Source organism: Sanguibacter sp. Z1732 (assembly GCF_051020515.1).
Lineage (GTDB): Bacteria > Actinomycetota > Actinomycetes > Actinomycetales > Beutenbergiaceae > CALKWS01.
Genome location: NZ_CP194857.1, coordinates 64,032 through 85,822 on the forward strand (window position 1 = coordinate 64,032; position 21,791 = coordinate 85,822).

Genomic DNA, 21,791 nt, shown 5'->3' on the forward strand with positions numbered 1-21,791 from the left:
GCCCATGGCTACCGCATCGGGACGGTCAGGTCCACCACGGTCCCCCCGGACCTGGGTGTGGAGATCTGCAGGTCGTACCGGTCGCCGAAGAGGGCGTGCAGACGCTCGGAGATGTTGCGCAGACCCACGCCGGCGTGGGCCCCGGGCAGCGTGTCCCGATCGGCCGGGGAGGCGAGGTCCTCGGCCCGTTGGTTGTGCTGCTCGGTCAGGGTGGCCAGCACTGCGGCGTCGATGCCCTCGCCGTTGTCGCTCACCCGGATCGACACGGTGCGGGTCAACGGATCGACCCGGGCCCGCAGCCTGACGGTGCCGCCCTCCTTCTTACCGGCGATGCCGTGCTTGACCGCGTTCTCCACCAGCGGCTGGATGGTCAGCACCGGCACCCGCGAGGTGAGCACCTGCGGGTCGATGTCGTAGCGCACATCCAGGCGCTCACCGAAGCGCGCTGCCTGCTCCAGGGACAGGTAGGTGCGCACGAAGAAGTACTCCTGGGCGAACTCGGCGAAGTGGCCCTCCTGGCGCACCGCGTACCGGAAGAACTCGCTCAGCCGTAGCACGAGTTCGCGGGCCTCCTCTGGGCGGGTGCGTGCCTTGGAGGCGATCGTGTTCAGGATGTTGAACAGGAAATGCGGGTTGATCTGGGCGCGCAGCGCGTCCAGGCGCGCATCGGTGGCCAGCCGACGCTCCCGGTCCAGTTCGGCCAGTTCCAGGTGCAGGGAGAGCATGTTGGCCATGTCCTCCACCAGGCCCTTGGGCGGGATCTCCGCCCGCGCCTGGTACACCCCCAGGGTGCCCACCACGCGCTGGCCGATCCGTAGCGGGGCGATGACGGCGGAGACCACCTCACAGTCCGGTTTGCGGCAACCCACCCCGGCCCGGTCCCGCACCAGTTGGGTACGGCCCTGGCGCACCGTGCGCGGCGCCGCGGAGGTCTGCATGGCGGAGCCGGCCACGTGGTGGTCCTGGCCAGGACCCACGTAGGCCAGGATGTCCTCGGTGTCGGTGATGGAGACCGCATCCCCAGAGAGCATCGGGCGCAGCAGTTCGCAGGTACGCCGCGCGGCATCCTGGGTGAGTCCGGCACGCAACGGCAGGGTTCGCCCGGCCGCGGCCAGGTCCCGGAACCCGCGCTCGGAATCGCCCTGACGCCCACCCCCGCGTACCCGGCCACGGTCCCGCGGCCCGCGCAGCACCGAGGGGTAGCCCAGCACCACGGCCACCGTGATCGCGACACCGGCACCGACCGTGGGCAGCACCGTCAGCGGGGGATCCACCACCAACTGGGTGACGACGTACAGCAACGACCAGATGCCCACCACCACGGCGGCCAGGGTCACGCTCCCCCGCATCAGCCCTGCCCTCCCCGGTTACGCCGACCAACACGCCCGCGCACACCGGTGCGCTCCCGCCCCCGGCCCACCATCATGCTCGCCAGGCGCTCGGCCTGCCGGTCCGCGGCGGTGCCGTGCATGGTCAGCCAGGCGGCATCGGTTCCCTGCGGCCGGGGCGTGCGCAGCGAGACCAGCACCGTCACCGCAATGGCAATCGGGGCGGCCACCAGCGTGGGCGCGGACATCAGATCACGCAACGCCGAGGGGTCCATGAACTCCGCGGACAGCACCATCGTGATCGCCAGACCACCACCGGTGAACATCCCAGCAGTGGCAGCGGCGGCGGTGATACCGCGCCACCAGATCGACAGCACCACCACCGGGGTGAGCGCGGAACCGGCGATCGCGAACGCCCAGGTCACCATGGTGGCCACGAGCGAGGGGGAGGTCGGGGCGAAATCGTCGGTGCGCAGGGCGATGGCCAGCCCCGCGGCCAGTCCTGCGCCCAGCAACGTGGTCAGACGTCCGGCCCGCACAGCCTGCTTCTGGGTCGCGCGCGGGTTGATGTAGCGCTCGTAGACGTCGTGGCCCCACGTCGCCGCGGAGGCCAGCAGCAACCCGGCCACCGTGGACATCGCCGCGATCAGCGCGGCTGCGGCGACGAAGCCGAGCCCGGACTGACCGCCATAGAGGCGTCCCAGTACCGGCAGGGCGTGCTCGGGTACCCGCAGCACCCCCTCCACGGTGAGGTCGGCCAACCAGGAGTGTTCGGTGGCCGCGGAGGGGATGATGTCGCGGGCAGCGGTACCCAGCAGCACGGCCATCGCGTAGAAGGCTCCGACCAGCACCAGGACCCACAGCGTGGTCGTGCGCGCCGCACGACCGGTGGGGGACGTGAAGTACCGGTTCATCACGTGCGGCAGACCCGCGGTACCCATCGCCAGGGTGACCACCAGCGCCACCTGCCCCACACGCCCGCCACGCAGGCCCACCTCGGGATCGGCGACGCCCGCCCCTGTCGCGTGGGAGAAGTTCAGCGGGTCGGCGTTGCCGTAGTGGAACCCGTCCACGCTGACCGTCACCGCCAGCCACAACAGGGCTGCGAAGAGCAGCAGGAACTGCACGGCCTGGTTCCACGTGGTGCCGCGCATACCTCCGAAGGCGACGATGACGGCGATCACCGCGGTGGACAGCAACACCCCGGTGACGTAGGGCGACAGACCGAGGATCCCGTGGCCCACGAGCAGTTCCCAGGTGATACCGCTGCCCAGCGACTGCGGGATCAGATAGCACAGGATGACCAGTTGGACGACGCCGACCGCGCTGAGTCGCACCCGGTGCGACTGCAGCCGGCGGCCCAGGAAGTCCGCCAGGGAGAACTCCCCGAACCGCCGCAGCGGCGCTGCCACGAACAGCAGCACCGGAACGAAGCCCGCCGCGAACCCCACGGCGTACCAGGCGCCGTCGAGACCGGAGGCATACACCGCAGCAGCGACCCCGAGGAACGAGGCGGCGGACAGGTAGTCGCCGCAGATGGCCCAGGAGTTGGTCACCACACCGACCCGTTGGCCGGCCAGGTAGAAGTCAACGGTGGAGGAGTTGCGCGGCCGGGTGGCCACCGATACGCCCAGCACCACCACGACCACGGCCGTCAGGGTGACGACCGCCGTCAGGCTCAACCCTCCTCCGCTCCGGTGTCATGGCTCTCGGAGGAGGTCCCACCGAGCATGCGGGACTCGACCGAGGAACTCAGCGTGGCGGCCGCGATCCCGATCACGGCGAACACGATGTAGAGCCCGACGGCGGCCACCAGGAACGCCGGGCTCAGCCCTCCGAGCAGCCGGGACCGGGTCCACCACTCCAGCGTCATCGTCAGCACCGGGAAAGCGCCGAGCACCGCGAGAAAGACCACGAAATAGGTCACCGCGATCCGGCGCAGCGTCCGGAACGCGGCGTCGACCTCGGCAGGGGTGTCCTGGACTTCGGGATCGCCGCTCACCTCGTGCGGGGCGCTTCCTTCCAGTGCCGCAGCATCGTCCACGCGGCCTTGATGAGCACGACGGCCCCGCCCCCGGCGAGCACCACCCCCATGCCTGGCAGGAAGGAGCCCCAGGCGGTCTGCATCGAGCCTGCCACGATGTTCCAGGCCTGCAGCAGCACGATGATCGCCACCAGCACCCCCGGCACCGCGGCGTGGCCGATCGCGAGTCTGCGTCTCGGCACGAAGGCGCCGGCGAAGGCGAGGAAGCCCAGTGCCAGGGTCGCCACACCGGGGCCGTCGGTACCACGCAGCGCGAAGGACTCCCCGGTGATCTGCTGGGTCAGGGTCACGTAGACCCACGGCAGGAAGGCCGCCACGATGAGCATCAGGCCACCGGTAGCCATCCCCCAGCTACCCGGGTGGAACACCCCCCATCCAGTGGCTTTGCCGGCGCGGAGGCGGGCAGCGACCCCGGCGAGTCCGGGTCGTGTGGTGTCCTGGGACGCCGTTGTACTCATGGGCCCATCCTAGGAGTGCGGCCGATCACCGGCGAGGGTTGTGGCCGTTCGCCCCACGGGCGGCGCCCCCGGCGCCACGAGTGGTCGGCATGGGCCCACGAGCGGCTGACCACAGGGCCGGGAACCGCTGATCGGCCCCACCCCACCGTCCGGGCACGCCCAGCCACCGCCGGCGAAATAGGCACCGGGTCTGCGTTGTGTGCCGGCACGTCGTGCAGTTGGTTGGGGCCACGCCCTCGCGGACCAATGAAGGGAGCCTCATGTCCGAGGTGACACGCGACAAGCCCGGTGGGGATGCGCCGCCACCAGCCGACAGGAACGACTGGCGGCGCCGCTACTGGAAGAAGAACCTGCGACTGATGATCGTGCTGCTGGCGATCTGGTTCACCGTCTCTTTCGGCTTCGGCATCCTGCTGATCGAGCCCCTGAACAACATCGTCATCGCCGGTTTCCCGCTCGGCCTCTGGTTCGCCCAGCAGGGTTCCATCATCACCTTCCTGATCATCATCGGTATCTACGCCTTGCGGATGGACCGGATCGACGATGAGTTCGGCGTCTCCGAACGGAACGGGAACGGTGACCGGCTATGAACGACATGCAGGCCTGGACCGCCTTCTTCCTGCTGCTGACTTTCGGGATCTACATCACGATCGCCTGGCGCTCCCGGGTGAAGGAGACGAAGGAGTTCTACGTCGCCTCCCGGGGCGTGCCGACCATCGCCAACGGGGCTGCCGTCGCCGCGGACTGGATGTCCGCGGCGAGTTTCATCGGCATGGCCGGCATGCTCGCCTTCCTGGGATCGGACGGCTCGGTCTACCTCATGGGCTGGACCGGCGGCTATGTTCTGCTGGCCATGCTGCTGGCCCCGTACCTGCGCAAGTGGGGCAAGTTCACCGTGCCGGAGTTCGTCGGTGACCGGTACAACGACACGGTGCGTTGGGTGGCGGCCGTCGCCGCCATCGTCATCTCCTTCACCTACGTGGTCGGCCAGATGACCGGTGGCGGGGTGGTGTTCGCCCGATTCCTCGGGCTGAGTTCGCAATGGGCCGTGGTGGTGGCCGCGGCGGTCATCTTCTTCTACGCCGTGCTGGGCGGGATGAAGGGCATCACCTACACCAGGTGGCGCAGTACGTCGTGCTCATCACCGCCTACCTGATCCCGGCCGTGGCCGTGGCCCAGCAGATGACGAACATTCCGATCCCGCAGATCTCCTACGGCACGATCCTGGCCGAGTTGGATGCGTTGCGGTTGGAGTTCGGCCTGGACCGCTTCACCGAGGCGTTCGCCGGGCGTGACGGCGGCCAGCTCGACGTCTTCCTGGTGGTCGCCTCGCTGATGCTCGGGACCGCCGGCCTGCCGCACGTGATCATCCGCTTCTACACCACCAAGACGGTGCGCGGGGCGCGCTACTCCGCCTTCTGGGCACTGTTCTTCATCTCGCTGCTCTACCTGACCGCCCCAGCGGTCGGTGCCTTCACCAAGTTGAACCTGCTGCGGGACGCCCAGGGTTCCACGGCGGAGGGCCTGCCGGACTGGATCGCACCCTGGGCCGATGCCGGCTACGTGACGCTGAACAGCGACGGCGTGATCCAGACCATCTCGAACTCACCGGCCTCGGGTGCGGACCTGATCATCTCCAACGACATCCTGGTCCTGGCATCCCCCGAGATCGGCGGGCTTCCCGCGCCGATCATCGGGCTGATGGCGGCCGGCGGCATGGCCGCGGCGCTGTCGACGGCTGCCGGACTGCTCCTCGTGATCTCCTCGGCCACCTCCCACGACATCTACTTCCGGATGATCTCCAAGGAGCGCGCCTCGGAGAAGAAGCAGATGCTCGTGGGCCGGGTCGCGATGGTCGGAGCCGTGGTGGTGGCGATCTTCGGCGGGCTGAACCCGCCGGCGTTCGTGGCCCAGGTGGTGGCCTTCGCCTTCGGGCTGGCTGCCTCCACCTTCTTCCCTATCCTCATCCTGGGCATCTTCTGGAAGAAGGCCAATGCCACCGGCGCGGCCGCGGGCATGCTCACCGGTCTGCTGTTCACCGGCGGGTACATGCTCTACACACTGGAGGTCTTCGGCCTCAGCGCGAACGAGCACATCTTCGGTATCTCCCCGGAAGGCATCGGCGCAATCGGTGCCGTGGTCAACCTCGTCGTGACAGCGGTGGTCTCATCGCTGACGCGACCCCCGTCACCGGAGGTGCAGGAAATGGTGGAGTCCATCCGCTACCCCTCTGCCACGGTGGACACGGACGCCGAGAAGGCCGACGCCTGAGAGTCGGCCTGCACGCGGCCCGCCCCGGTCGCCCATCGGGGCGCGCCGTGCCGGCTCATCGGTTCAGGGCAACGATCACTCCTTCACCGCACCGTCGGCGTCGAGTTCGGCCAGCAACGAGACAGCAGCGCGGGTGTAATCGCTGATCCAGCGGTCGTGTATGCGCTTGATCGGCAACGGCGCCAGCGCCAGGTGCCGCTCCCGGCCCACCTTGCGCCCGGTCACCAACTCGGCACGCTCCAGCACCCGCAGATGCTGCAACACCGTGGTGCGGTCCAGTTCCGGCAGGACAGCGCACAACGACCCGGTGGTGTGCGAGGACACCCTGAGCGCATCGAGCATCCGCCGGCGAACCGGGGAGGCGAGCGCCTTGAAGACCCGGTCGTCGTCGGGTTCCGGATCGGGCCCCTTGCCGCCACCGTCAAACATGTTGTTAACTTACAACATGTCTACCGATGATGCGCTGACCGAGATCTCCTTCACCGTTTCCGGCCGGATCGGGCGCCCCCGCGAGCAGGTCTACGAAGCCGTGGCGGACCCGGAACAGCTCTCCCGGTACTTCACCACCGGCGGCGCCCAGGGCCGACTCTCGGCCGGAGTGGAGGTGACGTGGGACTTCGCCGACTTCCCCGGCGCCTTCGGCGTCCGCGTTCTCGAGGCCGACCCACCTCGTCGCATCGTGATCGAGTGGAGCGGCGAGGCCACGACCGGCCAGGACGGCACCAGCCGGACCACGTTCGAGTTCGAACCGATCGACGACGGGACGCGCACCCTGGTCACCATCACCGAGTCCTCCTGGCAACCCACCCGGGCCGGCGCCCGGGCGGCCTTCGACAATTGCGAGGGATGGACCAGCATGCTGAATGCGCTCAAAGCATGGATGGAGCACGGGATCAACCTGCGCGAGGGCTTCTACCGATGAGGCACACCGGCCCGCAGGTGGTGGACCGAGCCACCTGGGAGGACGCCCGGGGCGTGCTGCTGCAACAGGAGAAGGCACTGACCCGGATGAAGGATGCGATCAGCGCCGCCCGCCGGCGGATGCCGATCGTGCGGGTCCGATCCGACTACGCCTTCGAAGGGCCCGAGGGCAGGGTCACCCTGCTCGAGTTGTTCCAGGGCCGCGACCAGCTCATCGTGCAGCACTTCATGTTCGCTCCGGACTGGACCCAGGGCTGCGACGGGTGCTCGATGATGGCCGAGCGCGTCGGACCGCTCTCCCACCTGCACGCCCGGCGCACCTCCTTCGTCCTGACCTCCCGGGCCCCGCTCCCCCGGTTGCTCACCTTCCGGGACCGGATGGGCTGGGACCTACCGTGGTACTCCACGATCGGCGACGCCTTCACACCGAGTTCGGCGCCACGGTCGACGGCGAGGAGCACCAGGCGATCAGCGTCTTCCTGCGTAGGGGCTCGCAGGTGTTCCACTCCTGGTCCACCCACGCGCGTGGAGAGGAACCGTTCATGATGGTCCTGGACCTGCTCGACCTGACCCCCCTGGGCCGCCAGGAGGAATGGGAGAACTCACCACCCGGTACCCCTCAGGATCCGACCTACTCCTGGATGCGCCTGGCCGATGCCTACGCGGAGGCACCACCGGAGGGGAATTGCCACGGGCCGAGTGATTAAGGCGGTGACCGGCGCACTATCCCGAATGCAGCACCAGATCGAAGTTTCCCGGCGGCATCACGTGGGTGAAGTAGTAGTCCTCCGCTCCCGCCCAGCGCGCGCTCCAGTCGGCATGCTCATCCTCACCGTCGCGCGCACGCAGTCGCCGGATCCGTACCTCATCAGGGACCCGTAGCAGGACGGCCAGGTCCAGAAGGTCACGCAGTTCGGGCCGGCAACTGTAGGCACCCTCCAGGATCACCACCGCCGCCACCCGGGCGTGCACCGGCACCCTCGAGAACGGCGGCGGCTCCCCGTCCCAGTCCGTGGCGTCCCAGTCGAACGGGTGCCAGGTGGCACTCCCGTGCTCACGCAGCGCCTCGAGCACCTGGCGTTGGCGCCGCCAGTCGATCACGCGCTCGGCCTGCTCGGCAACGGTCCGCCGATCCCAGGTGAGCGCGCTTCCCCCGGCGTAGAAGTCATCTCCGTCGATCACCAGCACGGCGCCGGACTCGTCCGCGTCCAGACCGGTCGCGACGACCTCGGCGAGCGTGGACTTGCCGGCGCCGCTGCGGCCATCGATCCCCACGAACCGCGGCGCCCCGTCGGCGGCGCTGAGACGCCACAGCCGATCCACCAGCACGGCGCCCGGCTCCTCCGGGACTGCCCCGCGCGCGCTCTCAACCGGCCACATCGGCCCATCATCCCGTGCCGAGGACGTCCCGCGCATCACCCGGGAGCCAGAGATGCACACAAGCCCCGATCGGGCGCAGTGAGACGATAGGTCCGTGACTGGCGTCGCGCTCGGCTCCGCCCAGGGCCGGTGGGTGGTGCTGACGGCGACGCTCGCCTCGGCGATCGCGCTGCTGGATGGCACCGTGGTCAACGTCGCCCTGCGCCCCATCGGGCTGGACCTGGATGCCACGCTGGCGAACCTGCAGTGGGTGGTCAACGGCTACATGCTCACCCTCGCCGGGCTCGTGCTCGTGGGTGGTTCACTCGGGGACCGGCTCGGCCTGCGGCGCATCTTCCTTATCGGGACCGCCGGCTTCGCCATCACCTCGCTCGCGTGTGGCCTCGCGATCAGCATCGATCAACTCATCGCCGCGCGGGTCCTGCAAGGGGTGGCCGCTGCCCTGCTCACCCCGAGCAGCCTGGCGATCATCCAGGCCACGATCACCGAAACGGACCGGCCGCGGGCGATCGGGGTCTGGGCGGCCTGGTCCGGTATCTCCAGCGCGATCGGCCCCCTGCTCGGGGGGTGGCTGATCGAGATCCTGTCCTGGCGATGGGTATTCTTCATCAACCTGCCCCTGGCAGCCCTCGTGGTCCTGATCGCGTGGCGGTACGTCCCCAAGTCCCCCGGCATCGCCCGTGATCAACGGTCGCGATTCGATGTCACCGGCGCCGCCCTGGCCCTTATCGGTCTGGGCGGCATCACCTACGCGCTGATCCAGGGCGAGTGGCTGCCCGCCCTGGTGGGGCTGACCGCCCTGGTGAGCTTCGTCGTCGTCGAGCATCACACTCCCCATCCGATGCTTCCGCTGGGCGTCTTCACCATCCGAGCCTTCTCCGCGGCCAACGTGATGACGTTCGTGAGCTACGGAGCCCTGGGCGCACTGATGTTCTTCCTGGTGCTGCAACTGCAGGTGGTCAGCGGGTACAGCCCGCTGCAGGCCGGCCTGGCCACGGTGCCGTTCACGGTGCTGATGTTGCTGTTCTCGCCCCGGGTGGGCGCGCTGATGGCGCGCACCGGTGCCCGGTTCCTGATGAGCGCCGGACCCGCCCTGGCCGCGGTCGGCGTGCTACTCCTGGCCACCATCGGAGCCGAGGCTCCGTACGCCACGCAGGTGCTGCCCGGTGTCGCCCTCTTCGGCGCCGGGATCACCCTGATGGTCACCCCGCTCACGGCCACGGTGATGGCCGCGGTGCCGCGGCACCAGGTGGGGATCGCCAGCGGGGTGAACAACGCCGTCGCCCGGGCGGGCAGCCTGCTGGCGGTGGCGGCGCTGCCGGCGATCGTCGGCCTCTCCGGGGACGACTACGCGATCCCGGAGGTCTTCAGCGCCGGCTACACCGCGGCCATGTGGTGGTGTGCGGGCTTCCTGGTCCTGGGTGCGCTGATCTCGGCGCTTTTCATCCCCGGTAGCCGTGCTCAGACGGCCGGGGCGGCGGCGTAGAACTCGGTGACGGACCTGATCAGGTCGCGCAGATCGGGCGGGTCCCTTGCGCGCCTTCCGGGAGACGCGCCCGCCTCAGTCCTCGAGCAGCTGACGCAGCACGTAGGGCAGGATCCCGCCGTGGCGGAAGTAGGCCGCCTCGGCCGGGGTGTCGATGCGCACCCGTGCCTGCACCTCCCGGGTCTGCCCGTCGTCGTCGGTGATACCCACCGTGACCGTCTCCGGGACCGAGTCCACCCCCTCCAGGCCGGTGATCGAGTAGGTCTCCTCACCACTCAGCCCGAGATCCTCGGCGGACTCCCCTTCGGGGAACTGCAGCGGCAGCACGCCCATGCCGATGAGGTTGGACCGGTGTATGCGTTCGAAGGAGGCGGCCAGCACCGCCCTGACACCCATGAGCATGGTGCCCTTGGCGGCCCAGTCACGGGAGGAGCCCGAGCCGTAATCGGCGCCGGCCAGGATCACCAACGGGGTGCCGTCGGCAACGTACTTCTGCGCGGCGTCGAAGATGCTCTCCGGCTCCCCGTCGGGCAGGTGCCGGGTGTAACCACCCTCGACCTCGGGCACGAGTTTGTTCCGCAGGCGCACGTTGGCGAACGTGCCACGGATCATCACCTCGTGGTTCCCGCGCCTCGAACCGTAGGAGTTGAAGTCCTTCACCTTCACACCGTGGTCCTTCAGGTACCTCCCGGCCGGGGAGTCGGGCCGGATCGCCCCCGCCGGGGAGATGTGGTCGGTGGTGACCGAGTCCCCCAGGTAGGCCAGCACCCTGGCACCGGTGATGTCACTCATCGGCTGCGGCTCGCCCGGCATGTCATCGAAGTAGGGGGGCCGGCGCACATAGGTGGACTCGTCGTCCCAGTCGAACGTCTCGGACTCCGATATGCCCATGTTCTGCCAGTTCTCATCGCCGGTGAACACATCGGAGTACCCGTCGGTGAACATCTGCGCCTCGACCCCGGCATCGACGGCCTCCTTGACCTCCTGGGCGGTCGGCCAGATGTCGCGCAGGTAGACGTCCTGGCCCTCGGCGTTCTGCCCGAGCGGTTCGCGCAACAGGTCGGTGTGCATGGTGCCGGCCAGGGCGTAGGCGATCACCAGGGGCGGTGAGGTCAGGAAGTTCATCTTCGTCTCGCCGTGGATGCGGCCTTCGAAGTTGCGGTTGCCGGACAGCACCGAGGCCACCGTGAGGTCGTGACCGGTGACGGCTTCGCTCACCTCGGGGATCAGCGGGCCGGAGTTCCCGATACAGGTGGTGCAGCCATACCCCACGAGGTTGAATCCGAGCTGGTCGAGGTAGGAGGTCAGTCCGGTGCGCTCGTAGTAGTCCGTGACAATGCGAGAACCGGGAGCCAAGGAGGTCTTCACCCACGGCTTGGACTGCAGGCCCTGCTCCACCGCCTTCTTCGCCAGTAGTCCGGCGCCCAGCATCACCGAGGGGTTGGACGTGTTGGTGCAGGAGGTGATCGCGGCGATCACCACGTCCCCGTGGTCCAGGTGCGCCGGGGAATCGTCCAACATGATCTCCACCGGGTCCGAGGGCCAGGACGACGGTGACTTCGCGGTACCGGTCCGCGGCGGATCGTCACGCTCGGTCAGGGTGCTGACCGCGATCGGATCACTGGCCGGGAAGGACCCGGCCGAGGCGTCGTCCAACCCGCCCTGGACGGCGTCGTCGTGCTCCCATCCGGCGAGCAATCCGCGGATCGTGCCCTGGGCGGCCTTGAGCGGGATCCGGTCCTGGGGACGGCTGGGACCGGCCAGCGATGGTTCGACCGTCCCCAGGTCAAGTTCGACCACCTGGCTGTAGTCGGGCACATGATCCGGGTCGTGCCACAGGCCCTGCTCCTTGGCGTAGGCCTCCACCAGGGCGACCTGCTCGGCCGAGCGGCCGGTCAGGCGCAGGTAGTCCAGGGTCTCGGCATCGACCGGGAAGATCGTCACGGTCGAGCCGTACTCCGGGCTCATGTTGCCCAGGGTGGCGCGCGTCGCCAACGGGACGCTGCCGACCCCGGGGCCGAAGAAGTCCACGAACTTGCCCACCACCCCGGTGCTACGCAGCAGTTGGGCCACGGTGAGAACCAGGTCGGTGGCGGTGGTGCCCTCCGGTAACTCGCCGGTCAGTTTCAGGCCCACGACCCGCGGGATCAGCATCGACAGCGGCTGGCCGAGCATGGCGGCCTCGGCCTCGATCCCGCCCACACCCCAGCCCAGGACACCCAGACCGTTGATCATCGGGGTGTGGGAGTCGGTGCCGACCAGCGAGTCGGGGTAGGCCACCGGCCGCCCGTCACGTTCGGAGGTGAAGACCACCTGAGCCAGGTACTCCAGGTTCACCTGGTGGCAGATACCCGTCCCCGGCGGCACCACCGAGAAGTCATCGAAGGCGCTCTGGCCCCAGCGCAGCAGTCCGTAGCGTTCGTGGTTGCGCTCGAACTCCAGGTCGGTGTTGATCCGGAAGGCATCGGAAGAGCCGAACACGTCGGCGATCACCGAGTGATCGATCACCAGGTCTGTGGGGATCAGCGGGTTGATCTTGGCAGGGTCACCTCCGGCAGCGGTCATGGCATCGCGCATCGCGACCAGGTCGACCACGCACGGCACCCCCGTGAAGTCCTGCATCAACACCCGGGCCGGGGTGAACTGGATCTCGGCGCTGTCCTGCGCGCCCGCCTGTGGGTCCCAGGCCAACATGGCCTGGACCTGTTCGGCAGTGACCACCCGCCCGTCCTCGTTGCGGAGGAGGTTCTCCAGTAGCACTTTCAGGCTGTAGGGCAGGCGCTCTGCTCCTTCCACCGCGTCGAGTCGGTGGATCTGGTACTGGACCTCACCGACGCGCAACTGGTCGCGCGCACCGAAACTATTTGCAGTCTTCGCGGCCACAGCATGCTCCTTCGAACGCAGTTGGCGTGCCGCTGAGACCATCGACGTGGCTCGTGGCGCCGCAGATCCCAGACGCACCTGTGCTTCGCACGGTACAACCCTTCGGCGAGCGGCGCACCAGGTCCCGGCCTCGGATTGAAGGGATGACCCCGGCGGCGGCGACCACGACCGGGATGAGCGACCACACCCGCCGGGCAGGGCCGGGCCGGGTCCTGGTCCTCCAGGTCGGGAGGACGTCCCGGGCCAGGCTCCCGGGGAGGATCAGCAGCACCCGGACCGGTCGTGCGGACCCTACCGGTCAGATCCGGTTCCGCCCGCGTCTCGTCCCGTGCGTTCCGGTGCGTCGACACCCACCCTCGCGTGCACGGCGATCGAACCGCGCGCGTCTGCAGGATCGTGCAGGGTGGTGCGCAGCGGGATCGACTTGACCAGCATGGAGGCGATCACCGCCAGCAGCACCAGTGGCACGGCCGCGAGGAAGACCGTGTGCAGCGCATCGGCCATCCCTCGGCGCACCGCCTCGGCCATGGCCTCGGGCAACTCGGCCAGCAAGGTCGGATCGAGAACCGAGTCCGCACCCAGGCCTTCGGCCGGAAGCACCTCCTCGACCCCCTCTGGCAGGTGGTGCGGAATCGTGGTGACCATCCTGGAGGTCATGATGGTCCCCAGCACCGCCGTCCCAACCGTTCCCCCGGTGTTACGGAAGAACTGGATCGTCGCGGTGGCCACGCCGAGGTCACGCTGACTCACCGCGTTCTGCACGATGATCGTGAACGGCTGCATCGATCCGCCCAGTCCGGCGCCCAGCACCACCATCGCCACGGTCAGCTGCAGTTCGGAGGAGCCGTAGTCCATCCGCAGCAGCAGACCGAACCCGGCCAGCATCGTCAGGGTGCCCCCGACGATGAAGACCTTGTACCTCCCGGTCCTCGTGATGAGGAACCCGATCACGATGCCCACCACGATCATCGCCAGACTCATCGGGATCATGATCGCTCCGGACACGGTGGCGCTGACACCGAGGACTCCCTGGGCGTAGACCGGGATATAGAAGATCGCGCCGAACATGCTCATCGCGATCATCAGGCTGGCGATGTTGGAGAAGGTCAGGATCGAGTTGCGGAACAGACGCAACGGGAGCACCGGTTCCTCGGCCCGCAGTTCGATCAGGATGAAGGCGGCGAGCAGTACCATGCCCAGCGCGAACAGGCCCAGCACCTGCGGTGAACCCCACGCGTAGGTGGTGCCGCCCCAGGAGGTGGCGAGCAGGATCGACACCAGTGCGGCGGCCAGCGTCACGATGCCGGCCACGTCGATCTTGGCCCTGCGTTGCACGTGCGGCACATGCAGGTACTTGGTGATGAAGACCAGTGCCACCACACCCACCGGCAGCGCGGCGTAGAACAACCATCGCCAGCCCCAGTGGTCGGTGATCCAGCCACCGAGCAACGGACCGGCGATCGAGGTCACGCCGAACACCGCGCCCATGAACCCCTGGTACTTGCCGCGCTGACGTGGGGGGATGATGTCGCCGATGATGGTCTGGGACAGCGTCATCAACGCGCCCATCCCCAGGCCCTGGACCCCGCGAGCCGCGACCAGCCACCAGAAACTCGGGGCCAGTCCGGCCAGGATCGAGCCGAGCAGGAAGATGCTCAGGCCGGCCAGGTAGAACGCGCGCCGGCCGTACAGGTCGGACAGCTTCCCCACGATCGGCACCACGACTGCGGACACCAGCATCGCCGCCGTCGCCAGCCAGCTGTAGTGATCGATGCCGCCGAGGTCGGCCACGATGATCGGCATCGCCGGAGAGACGATCGTCTGGCTGATCGAGGCCACCAGCATGCCCAGCAGCAGACCGATGAACACCATCCTGGATGCGCGACTCAGTCCCCACGTCGGTGCGGGGCTGACTGAACCAGTCATGCGTGAGGTGCTCCTTGATCCCTGGGTGCGCACACGGCCCCAGGACGCGATCGAGCGTAGAGGCAATAGTGCAGTAACTGCAACTTTGCAGTTACTGAACCAGTCTTCCGGTACGCTACGCGGTGATGTCCACCAAGCGAGCCTCCGTCCCGGTCCAGCCGCACGCTGCCGGTGACGACGGCGTTCGATTGCGGGAGCGGAAGAAGCGCACCACGTGGCGGGCACTCCAGATGGCCGGCCTGTCCCTGGTGGCCGAGCGCGGCCTGCACGCGGTCACGACCGAGCAGATCGCTGCTGAGGCGGGGGTTTCGCAGCGGACGCTGTTCAACTACTTCACGAGCAAGGAGGACGTCCTGGTCGGGACCGATCCGGAACTGGCACCCGCCCTGGCCGCGATCCTGCGGGCGCGCCCCGCGACCGAGCCGCCGCTGGAGTCACTGAAGCAGGTGTTCGTGGGGTACGCCGAGGCGATCGCGCAGGATCAGCACCGGTGGCAGTTGCGTATGCAGGCGGTCGATGACAATCCGGAACTCCTACCCGCACTGGTGGGGTCCTCAGCGGTGATCGGGCGGGAACTGACCCGCGCCGTCGCCGCTCGCACGGGAATGGACCCGGATTCCGAAACCTATCCGTCCCTGGTCGTGAACGTGTCCCTGACCACGCTGCGAACGGTCCTGCACAAGCACGCGGCTGCCGGGTTCGCCGGGTCGTTGACCGCGCTCACCGCAGCAGCGTTCGACGCCGTCATGGCGGGCCTGCCCAGCCCCGACTGATGTGACGGACCGCGTTCTGGGACATCGGGCCCACTCATCACTGAACCCCTGGCGATATGGTGCCGCCATGAGGGCGCTTCGATTCATTCGTACGCAGCCGTTGGCCATCGTGGCGTTCGTCGCCATCATCGTGGCGCTGGTCCTCACCGCGACCGGGCAGCCCACCGCGGTGGCTGTGCTGGCGATCGGGGTCATCGGTATCGTCATCGCCGTCACCGCCTGGGACATGTTCCGCGATCTGATGGCCGGGCACTGGGGCCTGGACATCCTGGCCGTGGTGGCCATGGTCGCCACCTTGATGGTCGGTGAGTACATCGCGGGCCTCATCATCGCGCTCATGCTCACCGGCGGGGAGGCGCTGGAGAACTACGCCGCGCACCGCGCCAGTCGTGAACTGGACCTGTTGGTCAACCGGGCCCCGTCCTTCGCGCAGCGGATCGGCCCGGGCACCTCGGAGGTCGAACGCATCGCCGTGGACGAGGTCGCTGTCGGGGACCTACTGGTGGTGCGCTCGGGTGAGGTGGTGCCGGTGGACGGCACCCTGGTCTCCAAGCGAGCGGTGATCGATGAGTCCTCGGTGACGGGCGAGCCGATCCCGGTCACCTACGCCGGGGACGACTCGATCCTGTCCGGGACGGTCAATACCACCGAGGCGTTCACCCTGCGTGCGGACAAGGTCGCCGCGGACTCCCACTACGCCTCGATCGTGCGTCTGGTCACCGAGGCGGTCGAGTCCCGGGCGCCGATGGTGCGCCTGGCCGACCGGTACGCGGTGCCCTTCACGATCCTGTCACTGACCATCGCCGGACTGGCCTGGTACATCAGCGGAGACGCGACCCGGTTCGCCGAGGTGCTCGTGGTGGCCACTCCGTGTCCCCTGCTGATCGCCACGCCGGTGGCCTTCATGGGCGGGATGAGTTCGGCGGCCAGGCTGAACGTGATCGTCAAGGAGGGCGGCGCGTTGGAGACCCTGGCCCGGGTCCGTTCGGCCGCCCTGGACAAGACCGGCACCCTGACCAAGGGCAAGCCCATCGTGGTGGACATCAGGCCGGGCGAGGAGTCGGCGACCGAGACGCTGCGGGCGGCGGGTGCCGTCGAGCAGTACTCGGTGCACGTGTTCGCCGACCCCATCGTCGCCCACGCCCGGGCCGACGGGTTGCCGTTGCCCGACGTCACCGCCGCCGAGGAGATCGCCACCAACGGCGTGCAGGCCACGCTCGCCGACGGCACGAGCGTGCGCGTGGGCAAGCCGACTTTCATCGAGGAGGTCACCGGCCCGGTGCAGCGGACCGAGCTTCGCCCGGGTGAGACCGCCGTCTACGTCTCCACCGGCACGCGGCTGGCCGGGGTGATCGTGCTCTCCGACCCGCTGAAGGACAACGCCGCCGAGACCGTGCAGCGCCTCAAGGACCAGGGCGTGCGCACGATCGCCATGGTCACCGGCGACGTGGCAGCCACCGCGAAGTCGATCGCGGCACAGGCCGGGATCGAGGACGTCTACGCCGAAACCACCCCGGGAACCAAGATCGAGGTGGTGCAGCAACTGCAGCCGAGGCCGGCGCTGATGGTGGGTGACGGTATCAACGACGCGCCGGTACTGGCGGTGGCCGACGTCGGGATCGCGATGGCGGCACGTGGGGCCACGGCCGCGAGCGAGTCCGCCTCTGCGGTGATCACCTCCGAGGACATCGGCCGGGTGGCAGATGTGATCCACGTGGGCCGGCGCACCGTCAGGATCGCGCTGCAGTCCATCTGGTTGGGCATCATCATCTCGGTCGGCCTGATGCTGGTAGCGGCGTTCGGGTACCTGCCCGCTGTCGTGGGTGCCCTGCTGCAGGAGGTGGTGGACCTGGTCGCGATCCTCAGTGCCCTCCGTGCGCTGCGGATCCACCGCGAGATCCAGACCGCCAAGGTCACCGGACACCCGCGAGCCCTGGCCCCGGCGCGCTGAGCGAGCGTGACGGTCAGCGACTGAGCAGTTCCTCGGTGCTCGTGCCGGGCAAGGCGACCGTCACCTGAGTACCCCACGGATCCTTGACTACCAGCGAGCGCCCGGTGTCCTGGTGCTGGACCTGCTGAGCCGACAACCGGGCCACGAGTGCGTCCAGATCCTCCCGTCGGGGCACAGTGATCGCCACGTCGCCCAAGCCCAGGGTGGCCGCGCGGGGGCCCGCCTCGCCGCTGTTCCAGGTGTTCATCGCCACGTGGTGGTGATAGCCGCCGGCAGCGGCGAACAGGGCCCCTGGGTAGGTCTCGACCGTAGTTTCGAACCCGAGGAGATCCACGTAGAACTTCCGCGCGGAAGTGATGTCGCCCACCTGCAGGTGCACGTGTCCGACCGTGCCGGCACGGCGCGCTCCGGCTGCCAGAACGTCCTCATCGAGGTGTGCGCGCAGGTAGGCGTTCGGGTCGAGGAAGTTGGACGCCATCTGCAGTTGGCCGTCGCGGAAAGTCCACTCGGAGCGGTCCCGATCGACATAGAGTTCGATGCCGTTGCCCTCCGGGTCGGTGAAGTAGAAGGCCTCGCTGACCAGGTGGTCGCTGGAGCCGACGAACCGACTGCGGGGATCCTGGGCCGCCCGATACACCGTGGCCGCCAGGCTGGCCTTGTCCTCGAACAGGAAGGCGGTGTGGAACAGTCCGGCTTGCCGCGGGTCCACCGCAGGAAGGCCGGGCGTGGAGATCAACCGGACCAGGGGCACCTCTCCGCGCCCCAGCACCCGGTGCACACCGGCCGCCCGGGACCGCTCCTCGATCGGCTCCATGGCCAGCGCCTCGGAGTAGTAGGACGACATCAGGTCAAGATCCCCCACGTGCAGGGTGACGGCGTCCATGGCGGTCTGCGCGGCGAGGGTCTTCTCGCTCACCGCTGACGAACTGGCGACCTCGGTCATCGGTGCGCCTCCTTCTCGACTGGGCAAAGTAGTTGAACGTGCAATCACCAGTGTAGTGGTGGATAGTTGAAAGTACAACTACCGGCAGGAGGTGCACGCCACACAGACGGGCCCGCCGATCCCTCCGACCGACGGGCCCGTCCCGGCTTCTCGCTGCCGGCTTCGCGCTGGCTCTCAGGCCAGCGAGACCTTGTGGTTCCAGGACCGCACCGTGCGCCATGCGCAGAACAGGGTCACCAGGAGGATCGCCGGGATGAAGCCCAGCGGCATCACGTCCTCGGTACTTGCGGACCCGAGCCGCATCTCGGCGATGATGCTGTAGGACACCACTCCCAGCGCTCCGTTCTGAAGGCCGATCCCGAACGGAATGGCGATCATCCCGATGATGCCCGCCAATTGGGTGACCGTGTACAGCACGACGAACACCAGGACCGGCCCGCCGAGTCCCCACCGGTTCAGCGGCCGCTCGCTGCCTCGCGAGACGGCGAAGAAGTAGTGGATCGGCCAGATCAGGTACATCGCCAGCAGCAGTAGCGCCCCGCCGGCGAGCATGCCGCTCGAACTCACCGCGCTGAGCCGTCCCAGAGCATGCCCGCTGCGGTGAACGGGTTGCGGTCCATCCCGACGGCGGGGCCCACGCCCACCCAGAACACTCCGAACAGGACCAGGGTGAGTCCGAGCCCAGCGAGGGTCACCAGCACCGCCCAGGTGGCCTTGGCGGCATAGATCCTCCCGCCGCCGATCGGCAGGGAATGGGTGAAGTACCCGGTACGGCTGTAACTGGACCGGTAGTAATCGGCCGTGAGTGCCAATTGCAGGCCAGGGACGAGCACGGTGATGGCGACACCACCCAGCAACATGCCGAGTGGGCTCAGCACGGGCCAAGCCGTCGCGGTGAGCACGGTACCGAGCAGGGTGAGGAGCGCGGCCATTCCGGCCACGGTCTCCACCAGGGTGCGGGTGCGCAGCCATTCGTGTTTGAGCAGCATCATCGGTAGGTCTCCTTGAAGATGTGATCCAAGCTCGCGGAGTGCTCGCCGCGCAGATCGTCCGCCTCGCCCTGCAGGACGACCCGACCGTGCCGCATCATCACCACCGAGTCGAGAATGGACTCCAGGTCATGGATGAGGTGCGTGGTGATGACCAGCAGGGAATCGGCGGAGAGGTTGCGCAGGATGCCGTCGAGAATCACCTGCCGCGCCGCCGGGTCCACACCGGCGATCGGCTCGTCGAGCAGGAAGACCCGGGCATCGCGTGACATCGCCAGGGCGATCTGCACCTTCTCGCGCATACCCTTGGACATCTCCTTCAGCCGCATGCCGTCGCGCAGCCCGAAGAATCCGATGAGGTCTGCCGCTCGCTCCCGGTCGAAGTCGGCGAAGAAGTCCGCGTAAAGGTCCAGGCAGTACGAGACCTTGGCGCCGTCGGGGAGAAAACTGGCGTCGGGAAGAAAGGAGACGAGCGCCTTGGACTCCGGGCCCGGCCGGTGCCCGGCGATGGTGACCTCACCGGAGTAGTCGCTGAGCACTCCGGCCAGGACCTTCAGCAGCGTGGTCTTGCCGCAGCCGTTCTCGCCCAGCAGCCCGACGATCTGCCCCGGGGCAAGGTCGAGGTCGAAGTCGTCCAGGGCGGTGGTCTGGCCGTAACGCACGGACAGACCGCGGGCACGGATCGCCGATGTGGCGCGGGCGTGGGTCATCTCAGGCTCCCCCGGTGCCGGTTCGGTTCTGATCGTGGTCGACATGGGCCGTCCACCTCTCCTCGATGAGTTGTTGTGCTTGGTCGGGTGGCATGCGCAGTCCCTGGGCCCGGCGGATGAAGTCGTCAGCCGCGTCCCGGGTGAGCTCGGCCCGCACCCGATTGATTCGCGACGCGTCCTCGGTGACGAACCTGCCGGCGGTACGCTCGGACCGGCACAGGCCCTGCCGCTCGAGCTCGGCCAGAGCGCGCTGGGCGGTGTTGGGATTCACCCCGAGTCCGGCGGCCAGCTCCCGCACCCCGGGGACCTTGCTCCCCGGCGCCCACTCGCCGACCACGATCGACCGGGCGAACTCGGAGACGAGTTGCACCCAGATCGGTGCGGATGTGTCGAACTCCACTGACTCGCCTCACATGTATGTCTGTATTAGGTTACTAATACAGTGACACATGCACCGCGAGCGTGTCAACGTCGTCGGTCCGCACCCTCGGTGGGCGTCAAAGCCGAGTCGGCGCCACCGGTTCGTCCGCGAGCCCCTGGCGTTCCACCACCGGCCGGTTCTTCACCGCCGGGGACAGGAACATCGCCACCAGCACCACGATCATCGGGATCACCAGTGCGTGACGCAGGCCCACCTGCTCGCCGACGAAGCCCAGTAGCGGCGGGCCCACCAGGAACGCGATGTAGCCGATGGTGGCCACCAGGGACACCCGCACCGCCGGGTTCGGCCCGGAATCACCTGCCGCGGACAAGGCCACCGGAAAGCCCAGCGAGGCGCCGAGCCCCCAGAGGACGACGGCGGCCACCGCGGTGAATTGACTGTCCACGAAGGCCACCACCACCAGACCCAGGAGCGCGAAGCCCGCACTGATACCCAACACCAGCGCCCGGCCGAGCCTGGCGATCACCGGCCCTCCGGCGAAGCGACCAAGGGTCATCGAGGCGGCGAACACGGCGAATATCGCCGAACCCCACGCTTCGCCGAATCCGTGCCCGTCCACCATGATCAACGGCAACCAGTCGTTGGCGGTTCCTTCGGTCAGCGCCATCGCTAGCACGATGACCCCGATGAGGACCAGGCGGGTGTCCTTCCAGATCGGTGGCGGCGCGGCGGTCCCCGCCGAGCCATCGGCTCGCAGGAGCGGGACGCGCCCGGTGCCCGGCAATACGCTGCGGATAGCCGCACCGAACACGCCGGCACCGAGCGCGCCGGTGATCACCAGGTGCCAGACCACGGGGAAGCCGGTGGCGGTGGCGCCGATGCCGGCCAGGGCGCCGACCACTGTGCCCAGGCTGAAACACCCGTGCAGCGCCGGCAGGAACGGCCGGCGCCCGGCCCGCTCCACGTCGGCACCCTCGACGTTCATCGCCACGTCCGCAGCGCCGAGACCCAGGCCGAAGACGAACAACCCCGCCGCCACCACCCAGGCCGCTCCGGCACCGGCGCCCAGACCGATGACGGGCATGCTCAGCGCCACACCGGCGATCCCGGCCGCGATCACCGGCCGTCCCCCGAACTTGGCGACCAGAGCCCCGGAGCACAGGATCCCCAGCATCGATCCGACCGAGAGCCCGAAGAGCACCAGACCCATCTGCGCCGTCGAGGCGTGCAGGAGGTCCCGGATCGCCGGGGTCCGGGTGACCCAGGAGGCCAGCGAGAGCCCGGGCACGAAGAACAGCGCGAACAGCGCCCACCGGCGCCTCGTGAGCGAAACGATCACCGCACTC

General features: G+C 68.5%; 23 protein-coding genes. 9 read left to right on the forward strand and 14 right to left on the reverse strand.

Going from position 1 to position 21,791, the window contains the following annotated elements; translation table 11 throughout:
* Positions 1-8: 8 nt before the first annotated feature.
* The 4 genes from ACRRRO_RS00520 to ACRRRO_RS00535 are packed head-to-tail and all read right to left on the reverse strand — an operon-like array spanning position 9 to position 3,830.
* Positions 9-1,349 (reverse strand): histidine kinase, encoded by a 1,341-nt coding sequence (locus tag ACRRRO_RS00520; RefSeq protein WP_434080894.1) that lies wholly within the window; start codon positions 1,347-1,349, stop codon positions 9-11.
* Positions 1,349-3,010 carry a solute symporter family protein gene (locus tag ACRRRO_RS00525; protein ID WP_424798054.1) on the reverse strand — a complete coding sequence of 554 codons (1,662 nt, stop codon included), beginning with the start codon at positions 3,008-3,010 and terminating at the stop codon, positions 1,349-1,351. The genes ACRRRO_RS00520 and ACRRRO_RS00525 overlap by 1 nt, the downstream gene beginning before the upstream one ends.
* A complete protein-coding gene (locus tag ACRRRO_RS00530; protein ID WP_424798055.1) occupies positions 3,007-3,330 on the reverse strand; it encodes a hypothetical protein in 324 nt (107 codons plus the stop codon). The genes ACRRRO_RS00525 and ACRRRO_RS00530 overlap by 4 nt, the downstream gene beginning before the upstream one ends.
* Positions 3,327-3,830, reverse strand: coding sequence for a hypothetical protein (locus ACRRRO_RS00535; RefSeq protein ID WP_424789241.1), 504 nt, complete (start codon positions 3,828-3,830; stop codon positions 3,327-3,329). The genes ACRRRO_RS00530 and ACRRRO_RS00535 overlap by 4 nt, the downstream gene beginning before the upstream one ends.
* A gap of 260 nt (positions 3,831-4,090) precedes the next feature.
* Between ACRRRO_RS00535 and ACRRRO_RS00540 the strand changes: the two genes are divergently transcribed.
* From ACRRRO_RS00540 to ACRRRO_RS00550, 3 genes are read left to right on the forward strand one after another with little or no spacing between them, the layout of a single operon-like run.
* On the forward strand, positions 4,091-4,420 hold the full coding sequence (locus tag ACRRRO_RS00540) for a DUF4212 domain-containing protein (RefSeq protein WP_424789240.1): 330 nt from the start codon (positions 4,091-4,093) through the stop codon (positions 4,418-4,420).
* A complete protein-coding gene (locus ACRRRO_RS00545; RefSeq protein WP_434080895.1) occupies positions 4,417-4,986 on the forward strand; it encodes a sodium:solute symporter family transporter in 570 nt (189 codons plus the stop codon). The genes ACRRRO_RS00540 and ACRRRO_RS00545 overlap by 4 nt, the downstream gene beginning before the upstream one ends.
* Positions 4,950-6,101, forward strand: a complete 1,152-nt coding sequence (locus ACRRRO_RS00550; protein ID WP_434080896.1) for a VC_2705 family sodium/solute symporter — start codon at positions 4,950-4,952, stop codon at positions 6,099-6,101. Before ACRRRO_RS00545 ends, ACRRRO_RS00550 begins: the two co-directional genes overlap by 37 nt.
* Before the next feature lie 75 nt (positions 6,102-6,176).
* On the opposite strand, the gene ACRRRO_RS00555 is transcribed toward ACRRRO_RS00550, so the two are convergent.
* Positions 6,177-6,530: an ArsR/SmtB family transcription factor gene (locus tag ACRRRO_RS00555; RefSeq protein WP_424798057.1), complete on the reverse strand. Its 354-nt coding sequence runs from the start codon at positions 6,528-6,530 to the stop codon at positions 6,177-6,179.
* A 16-nt stretch (positions 6,531-6,546) separates the two neighbouring features.
* On the opposite strand from ACRRRO_RS00555, the gene ACRRRO_RS00560 reads away from it, so the two are divergent.
* From ACRRRO_RS00560 to ACRRRO_RS00570, 3 genes are read left to right on the forward strand one after another with little or no spacing between them, the layout of a single operon-like run.
* The gene (locus ACRRRO_RS00560) at positions 6,547-7,023 is read left to right on the forward strand and encodes an SRPBCC domain-containing protein (RefSeq protein ID WP_424798058.1); all 477 of its coding nucleotides are present in this window, start codon (positions 6,547-6,549) and stop codon (positions 7,021-7,023) included.
* A complete protein-coding gene (locus tag ACRRRO_RS00565) occupies positions 7,020-7,568 on the forward strand; it encodes a DUF899 family protein (RefSeq protein WP_434080897.1) in 549 nt (182 codons plus the stop codon). The genes ACRRRO_RS00560 and ACRRRO_RS00565 overlap by 4 nt, the downstream gene beginning before the upstream one ends.
* A complete protein-coding gene (locus ACRRRO_RS00570; protein ID WP_434081617.1) occupies positions 7,502-7,729 on the forward strand; it encodes a DUF899 family protein in 228 nt (75 codons plus the stop codon). Before ACRRRO_RS00565 ends, ACRRRO_RS00570 begins: the two co-directional genes overlap by 67 nt.
* A gap of 16 nt (positions 7,730-7,745) precedes the next feature.
* Here ACRRRO_RS00570 and ACRRRO_RS00575 read toward each other — a convergent pair whose 3' ends face one another.
* Positions 7,746-8,402, reverse strand: a complete 657-nt coding sequence (locus ACRRRO_RS00575; RefSeq protein ID WP_424789235.1) for a uridine kinase family protein — start codon at positions 8,400-8,402, stop codon at positions 7,746-7,748.
* A gap of 94 nt (positions 8,403-8,496) precedes the next feature.
* Between ACRRRO_RS00575 and ACRRRO_RS00580 the strand changes: the two genes are divergently transcribed.
* Complete coding sequence (locus ACRRRO_RS00580; RefSeq protein ID WP_424798060.1) at positions 8,497-9,888, forward strand: MFS transporter; 1,392 nt, start codon at positions 8,497-8,499, stop codon at positions 9,886-9,888.
* 75 nt (positions 9,889-9,963) lie between these two features.
* Here ACRRRO_RS00580 and ACRRRO_RS00585 read toward each other — a convergent pair whose 3' ends face one another.
* Both ACRRRO_RS00585 and ACRRRO_RS00590 read right to left on the reverse strand, forming a co-directional pair.
* Positions 9,964-12,771: an aconitate hydratase gene (locus tag ACRRRO_RS00585; RefSeq protein ID WP_424798061.1), complete on the reverse strand. Its 2,808-nt coding sequence runs from the start codon at positions 12,769-12,771 to the stop codon at positions 9,964-9,966.
* Between the two features lie 291 nt (positions 12,772-13,062).
* On the reverse strand, positions 13,063-14,697 hold the full coding sequence (locus tag ACRRRO_RS00590; RefSeq protein ID WP_424798062.1) for an MDR family MFS transporter: 1,635 nt from the start codon (positions 14,695-14,697) through the stop codon (positions 13,063-13,065).
* Positions 14,698-14,822: 125 nt separating this feature from the next.
* Here ACRRRO_RS00590 and ACRRRO_RS00595 point away from each other — a divergent pair, with 125 nt between their 5' ends.
* A complete protein-coding gene (locus ACRRRO_RS00595) occupies positions 14,823-15,470 on the forward strand; it encodes a TetR/AcrR family transcriptional regulator (protein WP_424789231.1) in 648 nt (215 codons plus the stop codon).
* A gap of 67 nt (positions 15,471-15,537) precedes the next feature.
* Positions 15,538-17,421, forward strand: a complete 1,884-nt coding sequence (locus ACRRRO_RS00600) for a heavy metal translocating P-type ATPase (protein WP_424798063.1) — start codon at positions 15,538-15,540, stop codon at positions 17,419-17,421.
* 13 nt (positions 17,422-17,434) lie between these two features.
* On the opposite strand, the gene ACRRRO_RS00605 is transcribed toward ACRRRO_RS00600, so the two are convergent.
* From ACRRRO_RS00605 to ACRRRO_RS00630, 6 genes are all read right to left on the reverse strand, one after another.
* Complete coding sequence (locus tag ACRRRO_RS00605; RefSeq protein WP_424798064.1) at positions 17,435-18,364, reverse strand: VOC family protein; 930 nt, start codon at positions 18,362-18,364, stop codon at positions 17,435-17,437.
* A 174-nt stretch (positions 18,365-18,538) separates the two neighbouring features.
* Positions 18,539-18,931, reverse strand: a complete 393-nt coding sequence (locus ACRRRO_RS00610) for a hypothetical protein (protein WP_434080898.1) — start codon at positions 18,929-18,931, stop codon at positions 18,539-18,541.
* On the reverse strand, positions 18,928-19,356 hold the full coding sequence (locus tag ACRRRO_RS00615; protein ID WP_434080899.1) for a hypothetical protein: 429 nt from the start codon (positions 19,354-19,356) through the stop codon (positions 18,928-18,930). The genes ACRRRO_RS00610 and ACRRRO_RS00615 overlap by 4 nt, the downstream gene beginning before the upstream one ends.
* Positions 19,353-20,063 carry an ABC transporter ATP-binding protein gene (locus ACRRRO_RS00620; RefSeq protein WP_434080900.1) on the reverse strand — a complete coding sequence of 237 codons (711 nt, stop codon included), beginning with the start codon at positions 20,061-20,063 and terminating at the stop codon, positions 19,353-19,355. Before ACRRRO_RS00620 ends, ACRRRO_RS00615 begins: the two co-directional genes overlap by 4 nt.
* Position 20,064: 1 nt before the next feature.
* On the reverse strand, positions 20,065-20,463 hold the full coding sequence (locus tag ACRRRO_RS00625) for a GntR family transcriptional regulator (RefSeq protein WP_424798067.1): 399 nt from the start codon (positions 20,461-20,463) through the stop codon (positions 20,065-20,067).
* 97 nt (positions 20,464-20,560) lie between these two features.
* Positions 20,561-21,784: an MFS transporter gene (locus ACRRRO_RS00630; RefSeq protein WP_424798068.1), complete on the reverse strand. Its 1,224-nt coding sequence runs from the start codon at positions 21,782-21,784 to the stop codon at positions 20,561-20,563.
* Positions 21,785-21,791 lie beyond the last annotated feature (7 nt).

Excerpts from the sequence above, each read along its gene's own strand:
- ACRRRO_RS00615 (WP_434080899.1), bottom strand. The coding sequence starts at position 19,356 with ATGATGCTGCTCAAACACGAATGGCTGCGCACCCGCACCCTGGTGGAG.
- ACRRRO_RS00545 (WP_434080895.1), top strand. The coding sequence starts at position 4,417 with ATGAACGACATGCAGGCCTGGACCGCCTTCTTCCTGCTGCTGACTTTC.
- ACRRRO_RS00600 (WP_424798063.1), top strand. The coding sequence starts at position 15,538 with ATGAGGGCGCTTCGATTCATTCGTACGCAGCCGTTGGCCATCGTGGCG.
- ACRRRO_RS00560 (WP_424798058.1), top strand. The coding sequence starts at position 6,547 with ATGTCTACCGATGATGCGCTGACCGAGATCTCCTTCACCGTTTCCGGC.
- ACRRRO_RS00620 (WP_434080900.1), bottom strand. The coding sequence starts at position 20,063 with ATGACCCACGCCCGCGCCACATCGGCGATCCGTGCCCGCGGTCTGTCC.
- ACRRRO_RS00540 (WP_424789240.1), top strand. The coding sequence starts at position 4,091 with ATGTCCGAGGTGACACGCGACAAGCCCGGTGGGGATGCGCCGCCACCA.
- ACRRRO_RS00595 (WP_424789231.1), top strand. The coding sequence starts at position 14,823 with ATGTCCACCAAGCGAGCCTCCGTCCCGGTCCAGCCGCACGCTGCCGGT.
- ACRRRO_RS00575 (WP_424789235.1), bottom strand. The coding sequence starts at position 8,402 with ATGTGGCCGGTTGAGAGCGCGCGCGGGGCAGTCCCGGAGGAGCCGGGC.
- ACRRRO_RS00535 (WP_424789241.1), bottom strand. The coding sequence starts at position 3,830 with ATGAGTACAACGGCGTCCCAGGACACCACACGACCCGGACTCGCCGGG.
- ACRRRO_RS00565 (WP_434080897.1), top strand. The coding sequence starts at position 7,020 with ATGAGGCACACCGGCCCGCAGGTGGTGGACCGAGCCACCTGGGAGGAC.
- ACRRRO_RS00555 (WP_424798057.1), bottom strand. The coding sequence starts at position 6,530 with ATGTTTGACGGTGGCGGCAAGGGGCCCGATCCGGAACCCGACGACGAC.
- ACRRRO_RS00520 (WP_434080894.1), bottom strand. The coding sequence starts at position 1,349 with ATGCGGGGGAGCGTGACCCTGGCCGCCGTGGTGGTGGGCATCTGGTCG.
- ACRRRO_RS00590 (WP_424798062.1), bottom strand. The coding sequence starts at position 14,697 with ATGACTGGTTCAGTCAGCCCCGCACCGACGTGGGGACTGAGTCGCGCA.
- ACRRRO_RS00605 (WP_424798064.1), bottom strand. The coding sequence starts at position 18,364 with ATGACCGAGGTCGCCAGTTCGTCAGCGGTGAGCGAGAAGACCCTCGCC.